Below are 25,208 nucleotides of genomic sequence, written 5' to 3'. Positions count from 1 at the left end.
CATGTGCCCGGCCCGCAATCGCCCGGGCCGGCTTCGGCTCGTTGCCGGCTTCGTCCTCGCGATGGCCGGTGCGGGCGTGACGCTTCCTGTGCTGGCTGCGGGGGGAGCCGAGCCGGGGACGGCGCAGCCGGATCAGGCCCGAGCGGGCGTTCCGGAGCCCGACGGCTACCGCATGGACGACTACCGCGCTCCCGTGCCGGCAACGCTTTCCGGCGCGACCGTGGTCGATACGGCAGAGGCCGTGCGCCTCCACGATGACGGCGTGCCCTTCATCGACGTCCTGCCCCGGGTGCCGAAGCCGAAGAACCTGCCCAAGGGCACACTCTGGCGGCCCGAGCCGCGACAGAACATTCCCGGCTCGATCTGGCTCGTCGACACCGGTTATGGCGAACTGGCGCCGGTCATGGAGCGTTACCTCTTCGACGGGATCGAAAGGGCGACCGGGGGAGACAAGGCCGCTCGGATTCTCTTCTATTGCAAGCGCGACTGCTGGATGAGCTACAATGCCGCCAAGCGTGCGGTCGCCGGCGGCTATACGTCCGTCTACTGGTATCCCGACGGCACCGACGGCTGGAGCGAGGCGGGCCGGCCGCTGGAAAAGCGCGAGCCGGAGCCGCGGCCGGACGAATAGGCCGAGCGGGCCGGGCGCCCGCAACGCGACTGCCGGGCGGCCCAGCGGGTCGGTGAGAAGACCGCCTGCAGCCCGATTCAGCCGCCCCAGACCATCATGCGGATCGGCATCCACAGGCCCATGCCGATCATCACGAGATTCTCCGTCAGCGAGACGAAGCCCAGCGGCACGTTCGAGCCGCCGCCGACACAGGCGCATTTCAGCTCGCGCTTCTGGACGTAGACCGCGGTGAACACCGAGACCGCGCCGATCGTGCCGATGACCAGCGCGATGGGAGCCGACAGCCACGTCAGGGCTCCGGCGATCATCAGGACGCCGGCGAGTGTCTCGGCGAAGGGATAGATCTTGCCGTATCGCACCCAGCGCTTGGCCAGGAGATCGTAGTTCAGGAACATGGTCGAAAAGCTCTCGACGTCCTGCAGCTTCTGAATCCCGAGAAGGCACATGGAGATGGCGAAGAACCACTCGATCGCCCGGCCGGTGAGGACGGTGCCCTCGGCGGCATAGCCGAAGGCGAGGGCCATCAGCGCTGCGACGGAGAAGATCGCGATCACCGGCTGGTAGGTGGTCTCGTCCTTCGACGTCACCGCTCTGCCGAAATGCTCGCGCAGCTCCGTGTAGCCGCCGACCCGCGCACCATCGATGAAGGTCTGGGGCGTCGTCGCGACGTCGTGCTCGGCCTTGAAGGCGTCGGTCGCCTCGCGGGTCTCCAGCCAGTGATCCTCGACCGTGAAGCCCTCGCGCTCGAGCAGATCCTTGGACTTCAGCCCGTAGGGGCAGACGTGCGCTTCCATCACCATCCGGTAGAGGACGGCCTTCTTCGTGGTGTCGCGACTGGGGGACATCAGGTTCATGGGTTCGTTCCGTCGTCGTGTGGGTCCTGCGGCGGCTGGCGTGCCGCGGCGTATCGAACCCGACAGATGGGTATTCCAGCAACTGGAAGGTCAAGGCGACCAGGCCTGATCGCCCGGCCGGGCACGCCGCACGGGCGACGTCCCGCCCGCGCGCAACTCCGCTGATTCGACTGCTGCTGCGCATCGAGCCCCGCTGCGCAGCAGGTCCGGTTTTTGACCAAACGATAAAAAAATTGACGGATCGCAAAAATGGAATCATTCTGATCTTCCCTGCCCGTCGTGCTCGCCGCGGCCGGCGGGGCGCCACCGAGAGGGCCAGCCAGAGGAAAATGTTCGTCATGTCCGATCCGCTGACACGCCGCCCTGACATCGCCGCCGGCCGGCTGCCCGCCGAGGCGCTGGCGCAAGGCTTCGGCGACCTCCACCCGGCGCTGGAGCGGCACGAGGCGCTGGTCGAAGCGGACCGCTGCTACTTCTGCCACGACGCCCCCTGCATGACCGCCTGCCCGACCTCCATCGACATCCCCCTGTTCATCCGCGAGATCCAGGCCGGCAATCCGATCGGCGCGGCCAAGACGATCCTTTCGGCGAACATCCTCGGCGGCATGTGCGCGAGGGTCTGCCCCACCGAGACCTTGTGCGAGGAGGTCTGCGTGCGCGAGGTCGCCGAGGGCAAGCCGGTGCGGATCGGGCTCCTCCAGCGCCATGCCACCGACGCGCTGATGGAGACGGGGCGCCATCCCTTTCAGCGGGCGGCGCCGACCGGGCGGACGGTCGCCGTCGTCGGGGCCGGGCCGGCCGGGCTGTCCGCGGCCCACCGTCTCGCCATGCTCGGCCATGACGTGACCATCTTCGACGCGCGCGAGAAGCCGGGTGGGCTCAACGAATATGGCATCGCCGCCTACAAGGCGACGGACGACTTCGCGCAGCGGGAAGTCGACTTCCTGCTCAAGATCGGCGGCATCACCGTTCAGACAGGCCGTGCGCTCGGCCGCGACATCCATCTGGCGGAGCTGCGCCGGGATTACGACGCGGTGTTCCTCGGGCTCGGCCTTGCCGGTGTCAACGCCCTGGGGACCGACGGTGAATCGGCCGGCGGCTGCCACGATGCCGTGGCCTGGATCGCCGATCTGCGCCAGACGGCGGATCTCTCGCAGCTTGCCGTCGGCCGGCGGGTGGTGGTCATCGGCGGCGGCATGACGGCGATCGACGCGGCCGTGCAGGCGAGGGCCCTCGGTGCCGAGGAGGTGACGCTCGCCTACCGCCGGGGACGCGACGCGATGAACGCAAGCCCCTATGAACAGGAGGTGGCGGCGACGCGCGGCGTCCATCTGCGCTTCAACCTGCAGCCGAAGAAGATCCTGGCCGAGGGCGGCCATGTGATCGGCATAGAATTCGAACGCACCCGCATCGATGCGGGCCGGCTGGTGCTCACCGGCGAGACCGTCATCATCGAGGCCGACCAGGTGTTCAAGGCAATCGGCCAGGCTTTCGTGCCCGAGGGGACAGAAGACGAGGCGGCAGGCATCGCGCTGGAGCGCAGCCGCATTCGGGTCGATGCCGCGCGCCGCACATCACTGGAGGGAGTCTGGGCCGGCGGCGACTGCATCGCGGGGGGCGAGGACCTCACCGTCGTCGCCGTCGAGGACGGCAAGATCGCGGCCATGGACATCCACGCGGCGCTGATGGCCGAAGGAGAAAGAAAGGTTGCGGCGGAGTGAAAAGCATGGCCGATCCGACTGAGGCCGAGCGCGCCGCATTGGCGGCTATCAACAAAGCCAGCGACCCCAAAGTGCTTCGTAACCTCATCGCAAATGCTCGACGTTTGGGCTCGGAGCGGGTGATGAAGGCTGCGTTCTCTCGTCTGTGCGAAGTTCAGCCCACTGCATTGCCGGGATCGCTTGAGCACGACGTCTGGCAATCAATCTTTGCCTTGGAAGAGATGATCAGTGGTGAACGGGGAAAGACCGTTCGGCTGAGCAGAACCAGGCAAAAAATCAGCCGCGACGGGGAGAGGAGGACGGTCTCTGACCTTGCGCTGAAGGCAACACCTTCCGATGGCTTTTACGATCTTGTCCAGCGGGGCTATCCAGAGCTTACTTTCGAAGCTGTGGTGCTGCGCCATCCGCAGGAATTCGACGATCAGACGATTGCAGCCGCGCGTCTTCGATTAAGCGATGCCGGGCTGAACCCAGATATAGTTTCGCCAGCACACGGAGCGTGAGCCATGGCCGACCTGACGACAAGCTTCCTCGGCATCTCTTCGCCGAACCCGTTCTGGCTCGCCTCGGCCCCGCCGACCGACAAGGAGTACAACGTCCAGCGCGCCTTCGAGCAGGGCTGGGGCGGCGTCGTCTGGAAGACGCTGGGCGAGGATCCGCCGGTCGTCAACGTCAACGGCCCGCGCTACGGCGCGATCTGGGGGCCGGACCGGCGGCTCCTCGCCCTCAACAACATCGAGCTGATCACCGACCGGGCGCTCGACACGAACCTGGAAGAAATCGCCCGGGTCAAGCGCAACTGGCCGGACCGGGCGATGATCGTCTCGCTGATGGTGCCCTGCGAGGAAGCACCCTGGCAGAAGATCCTTGGCTTGGTCGAACAGACCGGTGCCGACGGGGTGGAGCTGAATTTCGGCTGCCCGCACGGGATGAGCGAGCGCGGCATGGGCTCGGCGGTCGGCCAGGTGCCGGAATATATCGAGATGGTCGCCCGCTGGTGCAAGCTGCATTCGAAGCTGCCGGTGATCGTCAAGCTGACGCCGAACATCACCGACATCCGCCATCCGGCCCGGGCGGCGAGGAAGGGCGGCGCCGATGCCGTGTCGCTGATCAACACGGTGTCGGCGATCATGTCGATCGACCTCGACAATTTCGCCCCGACGCCCACCATCGACGGCAAGGGCTCCCATGGCGGCATGTGCGGCCCGGCGGTCAAGCCCATGGCCCTCAACATGGTCGCCGAGATCGCCCGCGACGCGCAGACCCGCGGCATGCCGATCTCCGGGATCGGCGGCATCACCACCTGGCGGGACGCTGCGGAATTCATCGCGCTCGGCTGCGGCACGGTGCAGGTCTGTACCGCGGCGATGACCTACGGCTTCAAGATCGTGAAGGAGATGGCGTCGGGCCTGTCCGACTGGATGGACGAGAAGGGCTACGCCACCATCGAGGATTTCCGCGGCCGCGCGGTGCCGAACGTCACCGACTGGCAGTATCTCAACCTCAACTACGTCACCAAGGCACGGATCGACCAGGACAAGTGCATCTCCTGCGGCCGCTGCCACATCGCCTGCGAGGACACCTCGCACCAGGCGATCACCAGCATGGTCGACGGCCGCCGGCATTTCGAGGTGATCGACGAAGAATGCGTCGGCTGCAATCTCTGCGTCAATGTCTGCCCGGTCGAGGACTGCATCACCATGGAGCGCATCACCGGCACCGATCCGCGCACCAGGCGGCCGATCCCGGACGAATACGGCAACTGGACGACTCATCCGAACAATCCGATGGCCAGGGAGAAGATCCAGCACGCGCCGGAGCCCGTGACGCTGCCGGACGCTGCGGAGTAGGCGCAAGGCGGGGGGCGGTTTCGTCGCGCCGGCGGACCGGTTCGGCCACCGCCGGATCGTCCTGCCGTCCGGGTCCGGCGTCGATCCGGAGCGCCTGTGATGTCGGGATATGCCGGATGGCGTGAAGAGGCGGCCGAGGGTGGCGACACGCCGGGCGCCTGCCGGATGCGCAGGGCGGGGGCGGCTCCCCGCGTGCCGACGATGCGAGGTTCCTCGCCGGCTGCATGGCGCGCCGCGAAGCCTCTGACGACGCAGGCCTTTTGCCCTGGTCCGTCTCCTGCGCGAAGGGCCGCTCCGATGACCGAAGCGACCCGTCTGAAGAACCAGAATCACGTGAACGTGAATCCGTAACGGCAGAGTAACTTTGGGTCGTCATAGTGCGCCAGTGGCGAGGTCTTCGGGACGATCTGACGCCGAGTAGAGTGGTTCTGGTGCCGAGAAAGACGCGTCATGTCGATCAAGGTGAGGCTCATCCTGGGCTGTTTGCTGTTTGCGGGACTGACGGTGGCCTTCGGCTTCCTGTCTTATCGCGGCCAGCTCGATTCGATCGAGAAGATGAGCGCCTTCATCGGCGTCGGCGTCGAGCCGCTGACGCAGCTGCAGACCAGCCTCGTCAACATGAACGACGTGCTCAGCGGCATCGACAGCAAGGTTCAGGTGGAGGGCGAAGCCGCCAGGCGCAGCGCCCTCGGCGGCCGTGACCTCGAGGATGTGCTGACGTCCGTGGTCGAGGTCCGCAGGGTCGTCGCCGTGGTACTTGAGACGGACATCGCCCCGGAGGCCAAGACGGCGCTCCGCGGACTGGTCTATTCGCTGGGTCTGATCGAGACGGGCTATGCCTCCATTTCCAAGTCGACGGTCGCGCGCGAACTGGAAAAGGTGACCGTCGGCCTGCAATCGGCCGTCCGCCTCATCCGCTCCGATCTCGACGAGCGCGGCGAAGACGCCGACCGCGCCTTCGCCAGCCTGACGTTGCAGACCGAGATCGGTCTCGGCGCGGTGCTCCTCGCCATGGTCGGGCTTCTCGTCTTTCTGATCCGCTCCGTCTCGACGCCCCTGAAACGCCTGACCCAGACGGCTCGTGCGCTGGTGGCCGACGAGGAAGACATCAAGATCCATCCGATCGGTCCTAAGGAGGTGCGCGAGGCGACCGCCGCCCTCGCGCAAATGCAGGATCGCTGCCAGTTCCTGAAGACCGATCTCGACGCCAAGACCAACATGCTGTCCGACAAGATCGAGTCCCAGAAGGGCCAGCTGCAGGCGGCGCTCGACAACATGAGCCAGGCGCTGTGCATGCTGGACGGCCAGCGGCGCCTCCTTCTGACCAACGGCGTCTTCAACGAGCGCTTCGGCGAGTTCGACATCCTCACCCCCGCCAAGAAGTTCTTCACCGAGCCCGCGCTCACCAGCGCCCTCAAGGAGAACGAGAACGATTCCCTGCAGATGACCATGCCCGACGGCACGATCCTCGAGGTCAAGCGCCGCGGCATGTCCGGCAAGGGGCTGCTGATCACCTTCGAAGACATCACCGAGCGCGAGCAGATCTCCCAGCGGCTGCACTTCCTGGCGGGCCACGACCAACTCACCGACCTGCCCAATCGACGCCAGTTCGGCGAGGAACTGGACCAGCTTCTGAAGACCGCCAAGAAGCCCTTCTCCGTCATCGTCGTCGACATCCGCAACTTCAAGTCGATCAACGACACCTATGGTCATCCGATCGGCGATGCGCTGCTGAAATCCTGCGGCGAACGTCTCGCCGGCCTGATCGACGCCAAGTCCAGCATCGCCCGGCTGGGAGGCGACGAATTCGGCGTCATCGCGCCGCAGTCCAAGAAGGGTGTGGACGCAACGGTGCTGGGCGAGAAGATCCTCGAGGCCTTCGAGCAGCCCTTCGAGATCGACGGCCGGCGGATCTTCGCAACCGCCAGCGTCGGCATCGTCGCCCATGATCCGAGCGTCGACGCGGGCGAGCCGGTCAGCGCCGACATCCTCCTGCAGAACTGCGACCTCGCGCTCTACAAGGCCAAGGAGGATCGCTCGGGCAAGGGTGCCTCCCAGCTCTTCGAGCCGGCCATGCGCTCGCGGCTGAAGCAGCGCCGCGAGATGGAGCTCGACCTCAAGGCCGCGCTCGACGCCGGCGAGTTCGAGCTCTACTACCAGCCCTTCGTCGACATTGCCGACAAGCGCGTCAGCGGCTTCGAGGCGCTGCTGCGCTGGAATCATCCGGAAAAGGGCATGATCTCGCCGGGCCACTTCATCCCGCTCGCCGAGGAGGCCGGACTGATCGAGCGGTTGGGGATCTGGTGCCTGAACACCGCCTGCGCCGAGGCCGCCGGCTGGCCGGAGACGATGACGATATCGGTCAATCTCTCGGCCATGCAGTTCAAGAGCGACACGCTTCTGGCCGACATCGACCGGGCGCTGGCGAATTCCGGCCTCTCGGCGAGCCGGCTGCAGATCGAGGTGACGGAATCGTTGTTCCTCGACGAGAGCGCCCGCGTGCTCGACATCCTGAAGCAGATGCGCAATCGCGGCCTGACCGTCTCGATGGACGATTTCGGCACCGGCTATTCCTCGCTCGGCTATCTCAGCCGCTTCTCCTTCAACAAGATCAAGATCGACCAGTCCTTCGTCCGGGACATGGGCAGGGCCGAGAACATCGCCATCGTGCGCTCGGTGATCGGCCTGTCGAAATCCCTGAAGATGCAGGTGATCGCCGAGGGCATCGAGACCGAGGACCAGATGCGGGCGCTGCTGGCCGAAGGCTGCCACGAGATGCAGGGCTATTTCTTCTCGACGCCGCAGCCCAAGGAAGAGTTGCCGCGCGTCATCGCCGACATCACCCGGCGCTGGACCAGCGATCTCGAGGTGAAGATGGACTCGGTGCTGGCCGCCTGACCTGCCGCCTGACCTGCCACAGCAAGCCCGGCGCGGCCCCCTGAACGGCTACCGGGCGGCCATCGCCCGGCGATCTCACGGATCATCCGCCCGCGTCGCCCGTGCCACCGATCGAACCGGTCGGGGCCGTGCCGCGCGAGCCCTCCGGCGAGCCGTCCCGATGCGCCTTCGATGCGGCCGTCGCGAGGCGGGCCGGCTGCGGGGCGAGCGCTTGCGTCGGGCCCCGCGATCTTGACATCGCGGGACGGCCATGCGCTTGTCCGCCACCTGTTCCAAGACGTTTTCCGCATGCTTTCGTCTCCCGGCGAAGCGCTGCGCCATGAACCTGCGACGAGACCCGCCATGCACCGTTACCGCACCCACAGCTGCGCCGCCCTGACCAAGGAGAACGTCGGCGAGACCGTGCGCCTGTCCGGCTGGGCGCATCGCATCCGCGACCATGGCGGCCTCCTCTTCATCGACCTGCGCGATCACTACGGCCTGACCCAGGTGGTGGTCGATCCGGATTCGCCGGCCTTCAAGGCCGCGGAGACGGTGCGCGGCGAATGGGTGATCCGCGTCGACGGCGAGGTGAAGGCCCGCTCCGACGAGACGGTGAACGCCAAGCTGCCGACCGGGGCGATCGAGGTCTTCGCCCGCGAGATCGAGGTCCTGTCGCCGGCCAAGGAACTGCCGCTGCCGGTGTTCGGCGAGCCGGAATACCCCGAGGACATCCGCCTCAAATACCGCTTCCTCGATCTGCGCCGCGAGACGCTGCACAAGAACATCATGCGGCGCACGCAGATCATCGCCAAGATCCGCTCGCTGATGCAGAACGCGGCCTTCACCGAATTCCAGACGCCGATCCTGACCGCGTCGAGCCCGGAAGGCGCGCGCGACTTTCTCGTCCCGTCGCGGCTTCACAACGGCATGTTCTACGCCCTGCCGCAGGCGCCGCAGCAGTACAAGCAGCTTCTGATGATGTCGGGCTTCGACCGCTATTTTCAGATCGCGCCCTGCTTTCGCGACGAGGATCCGCGCGCCGACCGCTTCTATGGCGAGTTCTACCAGCTCGACGTCGAGATGAGCTTCGTCGAGCAGGAAGACATCTTCCAGACCATGGAGCCGGTGATCCGCGAGGTCTTTTCGACCTTCGCCGACGGCAAGCGCGTGTCGGAGACGTTCCGGCGCATCCCCTATGCCGAGTCCATGAAGAAGTACGGCTCCGACAAGCCGGACCTCAGAAACCCGATCGAGATGCAGGCCGTCACCGAGCACTTCGCCGGCTCGGGCTTCAAGGTCTTCGCGAACATGATCGCCAATGACGACAAGGTCGAGGTCTGGGCGATCCCGGCCAAGACCGGCGGGTCGCGCGCCTTCTGCGACCGGATGAACTCCTGGGCGCAGGGCGAGGGCCAGCCGGGCCTCGGCTACATCTTCTGGCGCGAGGAGGCAGGCGCCGTCTCCGGCGCCGGGCCGCTGGCGAAAAACATCGGCGAGGAGCGCACCGAGGCGGTGCGCACCCAGCTCGGCCTCGAAGCCGGCGACGCCTGCTTCTTCGTGGCCGGCCGGCCGGAGAAGTTCGTCCAGTTCGCGGGGGCTGCCCGCACCCGCGTCGGCGAGGAGTTGAACCTCCTCGACCGCGACGCCTACGAACTCGCCTGGATCATCGACTTCCCGTTCTACGAATGGGACGAGGACAACAAGAAGGTCGATTTCGCCCACAACCCGTTCTCGATGCCCCAGGGCGGCATCGAGGCGCTGGAGAGTGAGGAGCCCCTGTCGATCAAGGCGTTCCAGTACGACATCGTCTGCAACGGCTACGAGATCGCGTCCGGCGGCATCCGCAACCAGCTGCCCGAGACCATGGTGAAAGCGTTCGAGATCGCCGGCTATTCCAGGGCCGACGTCGAGGAGCGCTTCGGCGGCCTCTACCGTGCGTTCCAGTATGGCGCGCCGCCCCATGGCGGCATGGCCGCCGGCATCGACCGCATCGTCATGCTGCTCTGCGGGGCGAAGAACCTCCGCGAGATCGCGCTCTTCCCGATGAACCAGCAGGCGTTTGATTTGTTGATGGGGGCGCCGGCGGAGGCGAGCCCGGCGCAGTTGCGGGAGCTGGGGCTGCGGGTGGCTCCGGTGGAGAAGAAGGGCTGACAGCACTGGTTCACAAGGATCGAGAAACAGCTTTCTTCCGCGAGCTGGTCAGAAGTAATTCTCGTCTTTGTGCTTGTTGAACGGCTCGATGTCAGCCGCCTGGTGCTGTCGGAATTCCCTCAGATAGCGCCGGGTTTCTGTCTGGCGTTGATCGAGGTGATGGACGAACCGCTCTATAAAGCCAGCTCTTTTGGGGGCGGGGGTGAGCTTGAAGTCCTCCGGGCCCGGAAAGAAGTTGAAGGTCCCTTCGTAGACGTGGTTTTCGATGATCGATCCGTTCGGGTCGAAAACCACCTCGCGATGTCCATCGGCAGACACATATTTGCTGTTCCTGGCCGCAAGCGGATTCAGGCCGTAGTCGTCGCTGTGGTAGATCGAGGCGTAGAAAGGCATCTTGCGCCACGCCGGCGGCAGCGCATCGCGTTCGTGTTGCGGCACATTGCTGTTGAGGATGCGGCGATAGGCATGATTGAGGTCATTGTCCTTGATCAGGATACGGGAGGCAGCCTCAGCGTCCGTGAAGAGCAACTCGATCGTTTCTTGTGACACCCGTCTGCCAGTCGCTTCGGAATAACGCTGCTGGGAATCTGCGATCGTCATTCCCGTGGCTTTCTCGAATGCGACTGCGAAATCGGCCTTTCGGCTTTCTCGCGCTCCAGGCTGGTGCGACGGAAGCGGCGGTCGCAGGGGGGCGGCCGCGGAGCGGTCTCCTATGATGACAGACATGCATCCGCCGGTAATGCGGTTTTGCTCCCGTCCTTCGATGACGCCGTCGCCCAAACGGCAGGCCGGTTGGCCGTTGATCAGCACCGTCGGCGAGCCGTCGATCACGACCCCCGTGCCGTGCCGGCATTCGTGCCTGTCCACGCGGGCACGCCACGCCGGCATGCCACCGATGAGGACGTCTGGACTGCCCGGCCCCGGCATCAGCCTGCCGGGGACCTTGTGTGCGACGGGATCGAGGCGGCGGGCGGCCGGGCCGGTCGGCATGGTGCTCTCAGGGGTTGCTCTTTTCGCCGTATGAGACAACCAATGGGGGCGGAACGTCAATGGGTCCGGTCGCCGAGAGCCGCCGCCACGCCCGCTCGGGCAAAGGGGAACGTCCCCGCCTCTTCCCAGGGGCCGCCGCGATAGCGCCAGAGGAGGAGGCCGGTCCCGACCGCCTCGAAGGGGATGAACGCTGCGCGCAGCGTTTCGAAGTTGGCCCGCGCCTCGTGTGCCGGCACCTTATTCTGGATCGTCACATGCGGACGAAACCCTTGCGCGTCCTGGGGCGTCAAGTCGTCCCGCCAGTGTGCCGCCAGGTCGCGCCTGAGTGCAGCGAGGGGAGGGGCCTCGATCTCGCAGGCCGTGCCGCGGCCGAGGAAGCGCAGGCCCGTGACGGTGAGCGGGATCGGCGCAGCGTCGCGGGTGACGGCGCGAAGCGTCGCGGCGACGTCTTGCTCCTTCTCGCCGGGCAGATGGTGAAACAGCGTCAGATGCGCCGGGATGAAATTGCGCTCGGGCGGAAAGTGCCGCCGGCGCATGGTGTCGAGGCGCGCGAAGCTTGCCGCGTCGAGGCCAAGCGTCAGGATGAGCGGTGGGGCGGCCATCGGGCGGCTCCGAGGCGTTGGTGCGATCGGTCCGACAAGTGGCGCGCGGTGCATCCCGGCACAGTGCGTCACGGCGTCCCCCGTGGAAACTCGTCGCTACGGTGGATGCACGAGTGAGACGCGACAGGCAGTCCGAAGACCGGTGGAGCTCTTCTCCTGCCTTCAGGCCTTGCGACTGGCGCTCTCGGCCTCTTGGTCCTGACGATGTTGTCCGGGCTCCGCCCCGCGCACGTGCCGCAACAGTTCCGGCGCGAAGCCGTGGCCGTGCAGCACCGAGATGTCGCCGGTGGTCTCCAGAACCACGGCGCGCACCTCGCTCATCGCCTGGATGTTGGCGCCGCGCAGCTTGGAATAGACGTCGCCGGGCGAGACCCGGCTTTCAGCCATCGCGGCGTCGATGAAGACGCCGTCGCGCATCAGGAGCAGCGGCTCGTTGTCGACCAGCGACGTCACCGCCCGGCTGTTGCGCCGGCCAAAGGCGAGGACGACCTGGATGCTCATCAGTGCCGTGATCGCCACGACGGCCTTCAGGAAGGCCGACCAGTCGGCGGCCGAGGCGGCGGTCGCCACCAACGAACCCGTGGCCAGCGTGATGATGAAGTCGAAGGCGGTCATCTTCGAAAAGGACCGGAGGCCGATGGTCCGTGCGAGGACGATCACGGCGGACAGCGCGATGGCGGCCAGAAGGATGCCGCCGAGGATGGCGTCGGGAACGGGAGGCAGGCCGAAAATGGCGATCTCCTTCGGATCTTCGGTGGATTCCCGCACCGCGGCGCTGGTGCCCCGTGACGGCGCTGCGCGCGGGGCTCTGGACTGTCTGCCTGAACATAAAACGCCGGCCGGGCGCTGTTAGGCCCGGCCGGCGCAAGAATGGTTGTGCGGCCACGTGTCCGAAGACGCGGAACATCCGGCCCCGTCCTCGCCCGCCCCGACGCTGGACCGTCTCACCCCGGCGGGTCCGGAGTCCGGCTGCCGGCCTTGCTGGTCACGCCGTCGGCCGAAGCCTCAGTCCTCGGTGGCGTCGTTCGCCGTCACCTGCAGCGACAGCACCTGCGGCAGGGTCTGCGGGGCGCCCATCGCCGCGCCCATGATCTGCATCGCCGGGACCGGGGTCTCCGGATCGATCGACACCGACAGCGACTTCGGATCCTTCAGGAAGGTCGAGACCGCATCCGTCGCCTGCTTCTGGAACTCCGGGTTCTGCAACTGGGCGAGCGCGGCCGGCACCATCGCCTCGACTTGGCTGATCAGCTGCTGCGGCGTCATCCCCTGCTGCTTGGAGTAGTAGTCGAGCAGCTTGCCGGTCAGCGAATCGTCGGTGAAGGTGATGTCGGCGGAGCCGAGCGACAGCTGCGACATCAGCCCCATCATCGCCATGCCGGCATTCTGGTTGGCCTCCGGATTGTCGGCCATCTGCTGGGAGATCTGCTGCATCGACTGGATGAAGTTCGGGGTATAGCCCGCCATCTCGTAGGTGAAGGACAGGTTGCCGGCATTCTCGACATTGATGTCGAAGGGGTCCAGCGACAGCGTCCCGGTCTTGGGGTCCCAGCTGGCGCTGCCCTCGATGGCGCCGCCGAGCGTGCCATAGCCGAGATCGGTCATGGTCTTGGCGGTCTCGGGATCGGCCTTGGTGAAGTCGGCGTCGAAGGTGCCGAAGTTGAAGTCCGAGGAGAAGGTGTCGTCGTCGTTGACGGTGTTATCGACCGAGGCGTTGGACAGGGCGAAGACCTTGGCGCCGGCTTTCTCGACGGTCAGCTTCTCGATCCCCGCCTTGTCGAAATAGAAGGCCGAGAACTGCTTGGCCGGCGGCTGGGAGCTGCGATCGGCCGGCAGCAGCTCGACGCCCTCGATCGACATCCCGGTGGCCACGGTGTGGCTGTCGCCCTCGGTGACGTCGATGTCGGCGATCGGCACCCGCGCGACCTTCCAGCCCTCCTCGGTCGAGCCGGTCACGTCCTCGAAGGTGATGTCGCCGAGTTGCGCCGGCTCCTCGCCCTTGGGCGAGAAGGTCATGGCTTTCAGGATGACGTCGTCGCCCTCGGAGGTGGCGCTGCCGTAGCCGACGGTCATGTTCTGCTCGGCGGCGACGGCCTTCAGGCGTTCGCCGAAGGCGTTCGCGTCGGCGGCGAAGGCCGCGGTCGAGCCCATCAGCGCGACGGCGATCGTTGTCAGTGACACGGAAGTCTTGGCGAACATGAATTACCTTCTTTCGAGTTTGGACCCGGGGCGCCCTGCGCCGTCCGGTCATGCCCCGCGCGAGGATTAGCGCGATCATGGCCGCCAATCTACGGACAAATCCGGCGGCGAGAAGACGGCATCGCCTCCGGGTGCCCGAGGAACGGGAAATTCCGGGCTCCATCGCGTCACAAAAAGCTGAGGATCAATCCGTTCCGGTCTTGTTCCATCCCTTGACCTTCGATAGACGCGTGCCATGGGCAAGGCTGCGGAACCGCCGGGCGGCGGCGGCGACATCGAACCGATCGACCTGAAGGCGGCGCTCGAGGAGCGCTATCTCGCCTATGCGCTGTCCACCATCATGGGCCGGGCGCTGCCCGACGTGCGCGACGGGCTGAAGCCGGTGCACCGACGCATCGTCCACGCCATGCGCATTCTCAAGCTCGATCCGGGCGAGGGCTACAAGAAATGCGCCCGCATCGTCGGCGACGTGATGGGCAAGTTCCACCCCCATGGCGATGCGGCGATCTACGACGCGCTGGTGCGCCTCGCCCAGGATTTTTCCGTCCGCTATCCGCTGATCGACGGCCAGGGCAATTTCGGCAATGTCGACGGCGATAGCGCCGCCGCCATGCGCTACACCGAAGCCCGCATGACCGAGGTCGCGACGCTGCTGCTGCGCGGCATCGGCGAGGACGCGGTCGATTTTCGCCCGACCTACAACGAGGAAGACACCGAGCCGGTCGTCCTTCCCGGCGCCTTCCCGAACCTCCTCGCCAACGGCTCGTCGGGCATCGCCGTCGGCATGGCGACCTCGATCCCGCCCCACAACGCCGCCGAGCTCTGCGACGCCGCGCTGAAGCTGATCGAGGACCCGGAGGCGCCGACGGAGGCGCTGCTGCGCTTCGTGCAGGGGCCGGACTTTCCGACCGGCGGCGTCATCATCGACAGCCAGGCGCAGATCCGCGAGGCTTACGAGACCGGGCGCGGCGGTTTCCGGGTGCGCTCGCGCTGGGAGAAGGAGGATGCCGGTCGCGGCAACTACGTCGTCGTCGTCACCGAGATCCCCTATCAGGTGCAGAAGTCGCGGCTGATCGAGAAGATCGCCGAACTCCTGCAGGCGCGCAAACTGCCGCTGCTCGCCGACATCCGCGACGAATCCGCCGAGGACGTGCGGATCGTGCTCGAGCCGAAGAGCCGGGCGGTGGATCCCGAGCTGTTGATGGAATCCTTGTTCCGGCTGACGGACTTCGAGAGCCGCTTCCCGCTCAACATGAACGTGCTCTCCGGCGGCAAGGTGCCGAAGGTCCTGTCGCTGAAGGAGGTGCTGGCCGAATGGCTCGCCCACCAGCGCGACGTCCTGCAGCGGCGCACGCGCTTTCGCCTCGGCCAGATCGAGCGGCGGCTGGAGATCGTCTCCGGCTATCTCGTCGTCTTCCTCAATGTCGACGAGGTGATCCGGATCATCCGCGAGGAGGACGAGCCGAAGAAGGAGCTGATGCGCACCTTCGAGCTGACCGACAATCAGGCCGAGGCCATCCTCAACATGCGGCTGCGCTCCCTGCGCAAGCTGGAGGAATTCGAGCTACGGCGCGAGTTCGAGGGACTGACGGCGGAAAAGGCCGAGAAGGAAGCACTGCTCGGCTCGGACGAGAAGCAGTGGGCGGCGATCGCCGGCGAGGTCCGCGAGGTCCGCGAGACCTTCTCCAAGAAGACCAGGCTCGGTCGGCGACGGACGCGGTTCGCCGATGCCCCCAGCCACAATCTCGACGACATCACCGTCGCGCTGATCGAGAAGGAGCCGGTGACGATCGTCCTGTCGCAGAAGGGCTTCCTGCGCGGCATGAAGGGCCATATCGCCGATGCCTCGGCCCTGAGCTTCAAGGAAGGCGACAAGCTGAAATTCGCCTTCCACGCCATGACGACGGACAAGCTTCTCTTCCTGTCGACGCGGGGACGGGCCTTCACGCTGTCGGCCGACAAGCTGCCCTCTGGCCGCGGCCAGGGCGAGCCGATCCGCCTTGCCATCGAGATGGAGGACGACGACGACATCGCCGTCGCCTTTGTCGCCGATCCCGATCGCCAGCGGCTGATGGTCTCCACCGACGGCTCAGGCTTCGTCGTCGGCGAGGCCGACATGCTGTCCTCCACCCGCAAGGGCAAGCAGCTGGTCAATGTCTCGGAGCCGGCCCGACTCGGCTTCGCCGTCACGGTGGTGGGCGGCGATACGGTCGCGATCGTCGGCGAGAACCGCAAGCTGCTCGTCTTCCCGCTCTCCCAGGTGCCGCAGATGGTGCGCGGCAAGGGCGTCCGGCTGCAGCGCTACAAGGATGGCGGCGTTTCCGACGTGAAGGTGTTCAAGCTGGCGGAGGGCCTGTCGTGGTCGGATTCCGCCGGCCGCGCCTTCCTGCGCCGGGAAGAGGAACTGCTGGAATGGCGCGGCGACCGCGCCCAGGCCGGCCGCCTGGTGCCGAAGGGTTTTCCGAAGAACAACAGGTTTGCCGGCTAAGCAGCGGCGCAGCTCACCATCCGTCATCCATTTCCTGCATGCGAGCCGATACGCTCCGCCCCGGCTTGACGGAACGTGGAGCTGGAGGGCGTCTCCGCCCAGTCGGTCGCAGGCTTACGAAGCCCTTTGCGGCGCGCGCCTGTCCCTCAGCTCGACCAGCGCGTGGACGAGCAGCGTCACCACGATCAGCCCGCCGCCCATGAGCGACAGGGCCGAGGGCCGCTCGAAGAAGATCATCCACATCCAGACCGGCGCCAGCACGGTCTCGACGAGATAGCCCATGGAGACGACCGGCGAGGGCACGAACATCGGCCCGGCGGCAAGGCAGATCAGGGCGAGGGGCATGACGATGCCGCCGTTGAGGACGAGCCAGCCGATGGCTTCCGATTGAAGACCGCCGCCGGCGATCACGAAGGGAAGCGCGAGGAGCGCCGGGACGATCGCCGCGATCGCCGAGGCGTAGCGCATGTCCTGGCGGCTGCGGCGCGCGAGAGTGAGGGCGAGGGCGATCAGGAACGCCGTCGCCAGGGCGGCGAGATCGCCGAGCCAGGCGCTGCCCTCCAGCCCCGCCCCGACGATGAGAAACACGCCGAGCAGCGTCGCGGGAATGGCGAGGAGCGTCGCGCGCGACGGTCTCTCGCCGGCGATCGCCCAGGAGAGCATGGCCGCGAACATCGGGTTGAGGGCGAGGATGAAGACGAGGTTGGCGGCCTTGGTCATGAAGACCGCCACGAGGAAGGTCAGAGTCGCCAGCGCGTAGAGCGCGGTGACCGCAAGCCCGAGCCGGCCGGCGATCAGGGGCGCGCGGCCGCCCCGGCCGAGCAGCGCCCAGAGCAGCACGGCGACGAGGAAGGACAGGGCGCCCCGCACGAAGACGACCGTGGCAAAGCCGCTCTCTGAAAGCCGGATGAGGGGGATGTCGATGGAGAGGACGAGGCCGCCGAAGAAGATCAGCGAGAGCCCTGCCGCGTAGCGGGCGGCGTCGTCGGCCTTGGGGCCGGCCAGGGATGAGGGAAGGGGCATGAAGATCCGGAAAGGGTCAGTCTTGGAGGCGCTGCCGGGCATCGGGCGCCTGCCGGGCAGGGTGGTCCGCGATCGCGCGGTTCACCCCCCGTATCTCTCCCAGCCCTTCGGCGTCAGGTGCTCCTGGGGCTGGAAGCGGATCTTGTAGGCCATCTTCTTCGATCCATCCACCCAGTAGCCGAGATAGAGATAGGCGAGGCCGAGCTTGCGGGTGCGCTCGATGTGGTCGAGGATCATCAGCGAGCCGAGGCTGCGCTGGTCCGCGTCCGGGTCGAAGAAGGAATAGACCATCGACATGCCGTCGGCCATGACGTCCGACAGGGCGACGGCGACGAGGTCGCCGTCCGAGGTGGCGGTGAAGCGCGAATCCGGCCCCTTGATGCGGTATTCGATCATCCGCGTGTCGACCTGGCTGTCCTCCACCATCATCGCATAGTCGAGGACGCTCATCTCGGCCATGCCGCCATGGGCATGCCGGTGATCGATGTAGCGCCGAAAGAGGGCATACTGCTCGCTGGTCGGGCTCGCCGGCGACATGCGCGCGACCAGGTCGCTGTTCCTCGCAAGGATGCGCCGCATCGACTTGCCCGGTCGGAACTCGTCGACGAGGATGCGCACGGAGACGCAGGCGCGGCAGCGTTCGCAGGCCGGCCGATAGGCGATGTTCTGGCTGCGGCGGAAGCCGCCCTGGCTAAGGAGGTCGAGCAGGCCGGGCGCCCGCTCGCCGACGAGATGGGTGAACACCTTCCGCTCCGACCGCCCCGGCAGATAGGGGCATGGCGAGGGCGAGGTCAGGAAGAACTGCGGCGTCTGCGGGTGATGGACGGTCACGTGCTGTCCCGGAAATGCGTCAAAGCCCGTAATACCATGGTGCGACGATCGTGAAAGTTAACCACACCAGAAGCACGAGGGGAACACCGGCTTTCACGAAGTCGAAGAAACGATAGCGGCCCGGCCCCATCACGAGAAGATTGGTCTGGTAGCCGATCGGCGTCGCGAAGGAGGCGTTGGCCCCGAAGATCACGCAGGCGAGCCATGGCTCCGGGGGCACACCGAGGCGCCGGGAGATGTCGAGGGCGATCGGGGTGAAGAGGACCGCCGTCGCGTTGTTCGACAGGAAGTTGGTGAAGATCGCCACGACCAGGAAGAGGCCCGACAACAGGACGATCGGCGAGGCGCCGTCGAGGGCGGAGAGCGCGCTCTCGGCGATGAGATGGGCGCCGCCGGTGCGCTCCAGCGCCGTCGCCGCGGCGATCGAGGCGCCGACCAGCATGAAGATCGACCGGTCGATGGAGCGGGCTGCCTCGCCGATGGTGAGGCAGCCCGTCGCGACCATGGCGACTGCGCCGCATACCGCCAGGACCTCGATCGGCAGGATGCCGGACGCCGACAAGGAGACGATGGTGATGAAGATCAGCGTGGCGAGCAGCGCCTTGGCCGATTGCGGGATGGGTTGCGCGGAATATTCGAGGAGCAGGAGGTCGTGGTTGCCGCGCAGGGCCGAGAGATTCGCCTCGCGCCCGCACAGGAGCAGCGTGTCGCCCGGCTCCAGCCGGATTTCCGACAGCGCCGCTCTGGCCATCCGGCTCTTCCTCTGCAGGCCGAAGAGGGTGATGCCGAACTGGGTCCTGAGGCCCGAGAACTGCATGGTGCGGCCGGCATAGCGCGAGCCCGGCGCGACGACCGCCTCGGCCATCACCATGTCGGGGCCGATCTTGTTGGCGCGCCCGGCGCTCTCCCCACCCGATGGATCGAGCGTCTTCACTTTCAGATTGCCGCGCGACAGCGCCCGCGAGAAGGCGCGCCGCGTCGCCGTGACGATCAGCCGGTCGCCGACGCCGAGCTCGATGTCGTCGAAGGGCGGCAGGATCGTCTGGTCGTTGCGGATGATCATCCGGGGCGTCAGGTCGCCAAGTCCGGGAAACAGCCCGGAGCGGGCCCGGAAGCCGAGAAAGGCATGGCCCTCCGTGATGTCGATCTCGCCGAGAAACTGCTTGCCGCCGGGATCGACGACGCGGCCGTCCTGCGCCTCGCGCGGGGTGAGGATGCGGGGCATGAAGCGGATCACGTAGATCGCGCCGACCACGGCGATCATCAGCCCCGGCACGGTGATGTCGAAGAAGTTGAGGGTGATCCCGGATCGCTCGGCAACGCCGGCGACGAGGAGGTTGGTCGAGGAGCCGATCAGCGTCGTCATGCCGCCGAGGATCGACAGGAAGGACAGCGGCATGAAGACGTGGTTCGGCGAGATGCCGCGCTGGGTCGCCAGCATCGTCAGGATCGGAATGAAGATGACGACGACGGGGGTGTTGTTGAGGAAGGCCGAGAGCGTCGCCGCCGAGATCAGCACGATGGCCACCGCCCCGGCCCCGACATTGCCGCCGAGCCGCGTCAGCCAGGCCGTCGGCCGCGCCATCGCATCGGTGGCGAACAGGCCCTGGCCGACGATCAGCAACGCCATCACGGTGATCAGCGCGGGATTGGCGAAGCCCGACAAAAGGTCGGCGCTGGTCACCGCCTGACCGGCGGTATCGGTATAGGGAAAGATCGAAAAGACGAGGAGAAAGGCGCCGAGAGAGGCAGCCGCGACCGCCTCGATGGGCCAGCGCTCCAACGCATAGCCCACGATGCTCACCACGATCAGCAGATAGGTGAGCCAGATGTGCAAGAATTCCATGAAACGTCGCGAGCTGTTGTCCCCGCGACGTTATCTCCGGCGGAAGGCCGGCTGACAACCCGGCTGCTCACGAATCGTTTGCCGGGTGCCGTTCGCGGACGCCATCGGATGCCGCAACCGCCCTTCGCGGCGAGACGCAACCGGTCGTCGGCGCAACGGCCGGTTGCTCTGCGGCCGATGCTGACCGGGACAACGCCCCGGAAGACGCCTCAGTGATCCCGGTCGCGCACTACGACGGTGCCGAGGAGCAGGTCGTGCAGCAGCTGCTTGCGGCGGGTGAACAGGCCGACGAGGAGCACCAGGGGCGTCAGCACGGCGTTGGACGCCCAGAAGAGCACGCCGTGAAGGACCGCCAGCGGCGGATCGACGATGCCGCCGTCGAGCCGCGCGACGCGCACGCCCGCCATGCGCATGCCCGGCGTCGCCTGGCTGGAGCCGCCCATGGTGAAGGCCAGGTAGACAATCGCGATCACCGGCAGCAGCACGGCATAGAGCCCCCAGGCGAGGCCGAAGGTCACGATGCCGAGCAGGAAGACGACGATCGCCACCGGCACCGACAACAGAAGGACGATCGTGTAGTCGAAGACGAAGGACAGCATCCGCCGGGTGCGCACGCCGCTATAGGCGCGCGGCGCATCCAGGCTGTCCATGCGCGTCGTGTTCAGCGTGGTCTCGGTCACTCGTTTCATCCTCCGGAAAATCGTCGCCGGCCGGTCGTCCGGCCACGATGAAAAACATGGTGATGCCGCGCCGCGCCCGCAATGGTTTTCGGCTGGTGCGGGCCCCTGCAGCCGGCACCGGGAGGTCAGCCCCTGGCCTGCAGCGCCGCGACATGGGCCTTGAGGTCGAAGCCGTCGCACGCCGCCTCGGCGCGGGCGACGGCGAGATCCTCGGCGAGGATGCGCCGGCCCAGCATGTGCTCGCCCGGCCGGTTCACCGTCTCGATGCCGATCAGCCGGTCGCCCTTGAAGCAGTAGGCGACGAGCTTGCCGGCCTCGCCGAGGCTGGCGATCTCCATATGGTCGGCGCCGGCCGTCAGCCCGACGATCTGGAGCTTGAACGGCCCCTGGTCGCTCCAGAACCAGGGCACCGCCCGGTAGGGCTCGATGGTGTCGGCTGCCTCGTCGCCGGCGATGATCTTCCGGGCGACCAGCTTGGCCTGGTCGACGGCGTTCTGCACCGATTCCAGCCGGACGATCCGCTCGGCGAAGGGCGAATGGAAGGCGGCGCAGTCGCCGATCGCGAAGATGCGCGGATCCGCCGTCGTCATGTGGGAATCGACGAGGATTCCGTTGTCGGTGGCAAGGCCGGCATCGGCCGCCAGCTGGTCGTTCGGCAGGACGCCCGCGGCGATCAGGACGAGGTCGGCCGGCAGCTCGGTGCCGTCCGACAGCCTCACGGCGCGGGCACGGCCGTCCCCGGCGACGTCGCCGACGATGGCGCCGAGCGCGGTGCCGAGGCGGATGTCGGTGCCCATCCGCCGGTGCTCGCCCAGAAAGAAGGCCGAGACCTCGCGCGACACGGTCCGGCCCATCAGGCGATCCGCCGCCTCAAGTACCGTGACGTCCTTCTCCAGCGATCGCAGTGCCGCGGCGACCTCGAGGCCGATGAAACCGCCGCCTGCGATGACGATCCGCCGGGCGTCGGCAAGGCCCGCCCGCAGCTCTTCGGCGTCCTCGGCGGTGCGCAGCTGATGGACGCCCGCAAGGTGCTTGCCCTCGATCGGCAGGACGCGGTTCGCCGCACCGGTTGCCAGCACGAGGTGATCATAGGCGAGGTGCTCACCGTCCCCGAGGCGAACCGTCCCGGCCTCCCGGTCGATCGCCTCGACCCATGCGCCGGAGCGAAAGCCGATGGCGTTCTTCTCGAAGAAGCTCTCGGGCTTGAGCAGCAGGCTGTCGAAGGCCACGTCGGTCTTGATGTAGGTCTTCGACAGAGGCGGGCGCTGGTAGGGCAGCCGCGCCTCCTTCGAGACGATGGTGACGGGGCCGGCATAGCCGCCCTGGCGAAGGCTCGCAGCGACCTGGAAGCCGGCCTGGCCGCCGCCGGCAATGATCACGCCGCTGCCGCTGGTTGGGATCGTCTGGCCGGTCATCGCTCGCCTTTCTCGCCGCTGCGCGGCATGTCTCCGCCGGCCGGCAAGGCGAGGCGAGGCCGCTCCGCGCGGAGAGCGCCACCTGCCTCAGCCGACGGCCATTCGAATCGCGCCTTCGTCATGATCCTTGTTCTGGCAGGTCCGCAGCGATTGATGAAGACGGGACCTCCCGCGTGCGCGTGCGGGGCGCCAGCGCCGGCTCGAGAATTTGCCGGAACAACAGGTCGAGATTGCTGTCGCGCCGGCAGGATCGGAGTTATCGGTGGACATGCCTTCATTCGACACAGGAGCCCATCCGATGCAGACACCCGAAGCGCTCAATGCCGCCTTCGTCTCCGGCAACTCCCACAACGTCGTCGTCGAGAGCCTGCGCATGGCCGGGGCACGGTCCGTCCTCGACATCGGCTGCGGGGGCGGGGCGCTGGTCGCCCGGCTGAGCGCGGAGGGTTTTGTGGCAGCGGGCGTCGATCCGCATGCGCCCGCCGTCGAAGCGGCCCGCAACAAGACGCCGGCCGCGCATTTTGCGGTGTCAGGTGCCCAGTCGCTGCCCTTCGAGGCAGAGAGCTTCGAGGCTGCCGTCTTCCTCAACTCGCTTCACCACGTGCCGGTAGACGAGATGGGCAAGGCGCTCGACGAGACGAGACGGGTCACCCGCGAGGATGGGGCCATCCTGATCGTCGAGCCGCTCGCCGAAGGCAGCTATTTCGAGACCATGCGGCTGATCGAGGACGAGACGGCGATCCGCCACGCGGCCGGCGTTGCCATCGCCGACGCGGTGCGCGAGGGCCGCTTCCGGCTGCGGGGAAATGTCGTCTTCAGGGAAACGGTGCGTTTCAAAAACGTGGACGAATTCCTGTCTCGCCTGGTGTCCGTCGACGCGTCCCGTGCGGGCGCCGCCGAGCGGCTCCATGACGAAATCGAAACTCACTTTCGCTTACAGTCTCAACAGGATGGCGACCACTTCAAGCTCGTCCAGCCGCTCCGCATCTACTGGCTGGAGGGCGGAAACTGAAGTGGAACCGTTCCAGACGGCAGCTGCCGTTCCGGCGTCCGATATATTTTGCAATCTTTCCGTAGTCGCGGAACCCGACCTCACCTCCTATAGTGCTTGTGACTGCTTCGCGTGGTCGCAGTGATGAATGGGGCGACTTGACTGGAAATGACGGAGACTGATTCCACTGAGGCCCTGACCGGGCTGCTCGAGCAGGTGGCGCGCCGCTTGCATTCCAACGGCTATGCCGCGCATCTTTTCCCGGCCCAATGGTCGGCCTTGCGCTACATCCACCAGGCCGAAGCGGATCGCCGCACCGCGATAGACCTTGCGCGCCATCAGGGGCTCGCATCCGGCGCCGTCGCGCGGACGGTTCGCACACTCATCGAAAAGGGGCTGGTGACGAAGATGGGGACGATCGGCCGCGGCCGCGCCGAGCGCCTCGAATTGACCGAAAAAGGCAGCCAGCTCCTCAAGCGCGATCCGCTCGCCTCGATCCGCAAGGCTCTGGAAGACCTCTCCACCTATGAGCGCAGCGTTCTGGCCAAAGGGCTCGAAACCGCCATCGATGCCACCAGGACCGCGACGGGACGGGTCTGAACCGGGCCGCCGGCGGGCTGCCCGCGAGGGCGATGGAGAGACGCTCCATGCAGCCACGATCGAACGCCGCGCATTTCCGGTGACCGGTCCGATCGGATCGATCGGACGGCGGATTACTGAAAATCCCGCTCGTCCGCGGCATCGAGCTCGCGGCGCATGCGTGTCACGAGAAGCGAGGCGTCCGGCGTGCAGTTCTCATAGGTGAGCAGCTCGCCGACCGCGACCGGGCGGGTGACCCGCGCATGTTCGGCCAGCCCCAGGGGCAGGGCGTTCTCGCCCCGCGCATGGCACCACTCCATGGCATAGCCGCGATAGTCGGCGGTGCCGATGCGCCCCAGCGTCGTGCCGGGCTCGAGCGACCGCTTGGCGCGCGCGCCACATTCGGCGACGGGGCGATCGACCGGCACCATGTCCGGCCGGCGGTACATCACCACTCGCGCCGCCGAGAGCGGCGTCTCGAGGCTGGTGAGATGGAAGGGCCGGACCAGGGAGAAGCACGGGCCGGGCCCGACCTTCAGGTCGGCCATCCGCTCGATCGCGCGGGGATGGCGCGGCTTGACCACGCAGAACACCCCCGGCGCGACGCCCTTGCCGATCGTGTAGTCGACGCGGCCGGGCTTCGAGAGAACCCCGCCGTCTTCCTCGCAGCAGAGGATCTGGGCGAGGTTGTCGAGGGTCGCCTCCGGGCCGTGCATGCCCGGAACGTCCGGCACGAGGCCGGTGCAGTTGCCGATCGCCGTCATCTCCACCATCGTCTTCGACCCGTCGATGAACTCGACCAGCATGCGGGCGTTCATGTTCCGCGCCCGGGCTTCCTCCTCGTATTCCTCGGGCACGGCGTCGTGGCGCAGGGGATTGTTCTTGCCCTTGCCGGCGGCGACGACGTCCATTCCCAGCGACTGGGCGAAGGAGATCAATTCCAGCGTCGCGGCGGGTTCGTCCCCCGCCGAGCCGGTATAGACGACGCCCGCCGCCTTGGCCTTGCGGGCGAGCAGGCGCCCGACCGTAATGTCCGCCTCGACGTTCAGCATGACGATGTGCTTGCCGTTCTCGATGGCGAGGAGGGCGAGCCGCGTGCCGACTTCCGGGCTGCCGGTGGCGTCGACGATGACGTCCACCCGGCCGCTGGCGCAGAGCGCCTCGATGTCGTCGGTCACGGCGATCCGGCCGCTCTCGATCGCCGCGTCGATGGCGGCGGGAGAACTCGCGACAACCCCATGGTCTTCGTCGTAACCGGCCATCGCGATGGCCTCCATCGGCCGACGCGGGCCGTTGGCGGCGATCGCGCCGACCCGCACCCCGGTCATCAATGCGGTCTGGACGACGATGTCGGTGCCCATCTGCCCGGCGCCGGCAAGCCCGATGGTCACCGGGCCGCGGGTCTGCGTGTAGGCGGCGAGCTCGGCGGCGAAGCCGATGCGGTCGATCATGATCTTCATTCCCAGGGCGGGTTGCC

Annotated in this window: 20 protein-coding genes; 9 read left to right on the top strand and 11 right to left on the bottom strand. The window is 66.9% G+C overall.

Translation table 11 applies throughout. The features are described from left to right. The first annotated feature begins 1 nt into the window (after position 1). A complete protein-coding gene (locus ATO4_RS08785) occupies positions 2-631 on the top strand; it encodes a PQQ-dependent catabolism-associated CXXCW motif protein (RefSeq protein WP_245308648.1) in 630 nt (209 codons plus the stop codon). Between the two features lie 77 nt (positions 632-708). On the opposite strand, the gene ATO4_RS08780 is transcribed toward ATO4_RS08785, so the two are convergent. Then, the gene (locus tag ATO4_RS08780; RefSeq protein ID WP_083591096.1) at positions 709-1,485 is read right to left on the bottom strand and encodes a glutaredoxin; all 777 of its coding nucleotides are present in this window, start codon (positions 1,483-1,485) and stop codon (positions 709-711) included. Positions 1,486-1,823: 338 nt separating this feature from the next. Between ATO4_RS08780 and ATO4_RS08775 the strand changes: the two genes are divergently transcribed. The 5 genes from ATO4_RS08775 (at position 1,824) to aspS (ending at position 10,087) form a co-directional block, all read left to right on the top strand. Further along, complete coding sequence (locus ATO4_RS08775) at positions 1,824-3,206, top strand: NAD(P)-dependent oxidoreductase (RefSeq protein ID WP_083591238.1); 1,383 nt, start codon at positions 1,824-1,826, stop codon at positions 3,204-3,206. Positions 3,207-3,211: 5 nt separating this feature from the next. Then, positions 3,212-3,709, top strand: a complete 498-nt coding sequence (locus ATO4_RS08770; protein ID WP_083591094.1) for a hypothetical protein — start codon at positions 3,212-3,214, stop codon at positions 3,707-3,709. 3 nt (positions 3,710-3,712) lie between these two features. Then, on the top strand, positions 3,713-5,056 hold the full coding sequence (gene preA, locus ATO4_RS08765; protein ID WP_083591092.1) for an NAD-dependent dihydropyrimidine dehydrogenase subunit PreA: 1,344 nt from the start codon (positions 3,713-3,715) through the stop codon (positions 5,054-5,056). A 450-nt stretch (positions 5,057-5,506) separates the two neighbouring features. Then, on the top strand, positions 5,507-7,954 hold the full coding sequence (locus tag ATO4_RS08760; protein WP_083591090.1) for an EAL domain-containing protein: 2,448 nt from the start codon (positions 5,507-5,509) through the stop codon (positions 7,952-7,954). Positions 7,955-8,296: 342 nt separating this feature from the next. Then, entirely contained in the window at positions 8,297-10,087 is a 1,791-nt protein-coding gene (aspS, locus tag ATO4_RS08755; protein ID WP_083591088.1) for an aspartate--tRNA ligase, read from the top strand. 48 nt (positions 10,088-10,135) lie between these two features. Here aspS and ATO4_RS08750 read toward each other — a convergent pair whose 3' ends face one another. The 4 genes from ATO4_RS08750 to ATO4_RS08735 form a co-directional block, all read right to left on the bottom strand. Next, the gene (locus tag ATO4_RS08750) at positions 10,136-11,077 is read right to left on the bottom strand and encodes a PAAR domain-containing protein (protein WP_083591087.1); all 942 of its coding nucleotides are present in this window, start codon (positions 11,075-11,077) and stop codon (positions 10,136-10,138) included. A gap of 56 nt (positions 11,078-11,133) precedes the next feature. Continuing rightward, positions 11,134-11,679 carry a 2'-5' RNA ligase family protein gene (locus tag ATO4_RS08745; protein WP_083591085.1) on the bottom strand — a complete coding sequence of 182 codons (546 nt, stop codon included), beginning with the start codon at positions 11,677-11,679 and terminating at the stop codon, positions 11,134-11,136. 162 nt (positions 11,680-11,841) lie between these two features. After that, the gene (locus ATO4_RS08740) at positions 11,842-12,447 is read right to left on the bottom strand and encodes a YetF domain-containing protein (protein WP_210191042.1); all 606 of its coding nucleotides are present in this window, start codon (positions 12,445-12,447) and stop codon (positions 11,842-11,844) included. Positions 12,448-12,684: 237 nt separating this feature from the next. Further along, entirely contained in the window at positions 12,685-13,878 is a 1,194-nt protein-coding gene (locus tag ATO4_RS08735; RefSeq protein WP_083591083.1) for a hypothetical protein, read from the bottom strand. Positions 13,879-14,113: 235 nt separating this feature from the next. On the opposite strand from ATO4_RS08735, the gene parC reads away from it, so the two are divergent. Beyond that, on the top strand, positions 14,114-16,366 hold the full coding sequence (parC, locus tag ATO4_RS08730) for a DNA topoisomerase IV subunit A (RefSeq protein ID WP_083591081.1): 2,253 nt from the start codon (positions 14,114-14,116) through the stop codon (positions 16,364-16,366). Between the two features lie 114 nt (positions 16,367-16,480). On the opposite strand, the gene ATO4_RS27680 is transcribed toward parC, so the two are convergent. The 5 genes from ATO4_RS27680 to ATO4_RS08705 form a co-directional block, all read right to left on the bottom strand. Next, positions 16,481-17,389 carry a DMT family transporter gene (locus tag ATO4_RS27680; RefSeq protein WP_083591236.1) on the bottom strand — a complete coding sequence of 303 codons (909 nt, stop codon included), beginning with the start codon at positions 17,387-17,389 and terminating at the stop codon, positions 16,481-16,483. 81 nt (positions 17,390-17,470) lie between these two features. Next, complete coding sequence (locus ATO4_RS08720) at positions 17,471-18,220, bottom strand: arginyltransferase (protein ID WP_083591080.1); 750 nt, start codon at positions 18,218-18,220, stop codon at positions 17,471-17,473. Positions 18,221-18,239: 19 nt separating this feature from the next. Further along, positions 18,240-20,066, bottom strand: a complete 1,827-nt coding sequence (locus ATO4_RS08715) for an SLC13 family permease (protein ID WP_083591079.1) — start codon at positions 20,064-20,066, stop codon at positions 18,240-18,242. Positions 20,067-20,275: 209 nt separating this feature from the next. Continuing rightward, positions 20,276-20,755 (bottom strand): RDD family protein, encoded by a 480-nt coding sequence (locus ATO4_RS08710; protein WP_083591077.1) that lies wholly within the window; start codon positions 20,753-20,755, stop codon positions 20,276-20,278. 116 nt (positions 20,756-20,871) lie between these two features. Next, on the bottom strand, positions 20,872-22,161 hold the full coding sequence (locus ATO4_RS08705) for an FAD-dependent oxidoreductase (protein WP_083591075.1): 1,290 nt from the start codon (positions 22,159-22,161) through the stop codon (positions 20,872-20,874). Positions 22,162-22,459: 298 nt separating this feature from the next. Here ATO4_RS08705 and ATO4_RS08700 point away from each other — a divergent pair, with 298 nt between their 5' ends. Both ATO4_RS08700 and ATO4_RS08695 read left to right on the top strand, forming a co-directional pair. Then, positions 22,460-23,173 carry a class I SAM-dependent methyltransferase gene (locus ATO4_RS08700; protein WP_083591074.1) on the top strand — a complete coding sequence of 238 codons (714 nt, stop codon included), beginning with the start codon at positions 22,460-22,462 and terminating at the stop codon, positions 23,171-23,173. A 147-nt stretch (positions 23,174-23,320) separates the two neighbouring features. After that, positions 23,321-23,752 (top strand): MarR family transcriptional regulator, encoded by a 432-nt coding sequence (locus ATO4_RS08695; protein ID WP_083591072.1) that lies wholly within the window; start codon positions 23,321-23,323, stop codon positions 23,750-23,752. 113 nt (positions 23,753-23,865) lie between these two features. On the opposite strand, the gene ATO4_RS08690 is transcribed toward ATO4_RS08695, so the two are convergent. Beyond that, positions 23,866-25,182 (bottom strand): homoserine dehydrogenase, encoded by a 1,317-nt coding sequence (locus ATO4_RS08690; protein WP_083591235.1) that lies wholly within the window; start codon positions 25,180-25,182, stop codon positions 23,866-23,868. Positions 25,183-25,208 lie beyond the last annotated feature (26 nt).

Origin of the sequence: Aurantimonas sp. 22II-16-19i (assembly GCF_002088275.1) — a bacterium.
In the GTDB taxonomy this organism is placed as follows: Bacteria; Pseudomonadota; Alphaproteobacteria; order Rhizobiales; family Rhizobiaceae; genus Jiella.
This window is presented reverse-complemented; position numbering and strand designations above follow the sequence as displayed.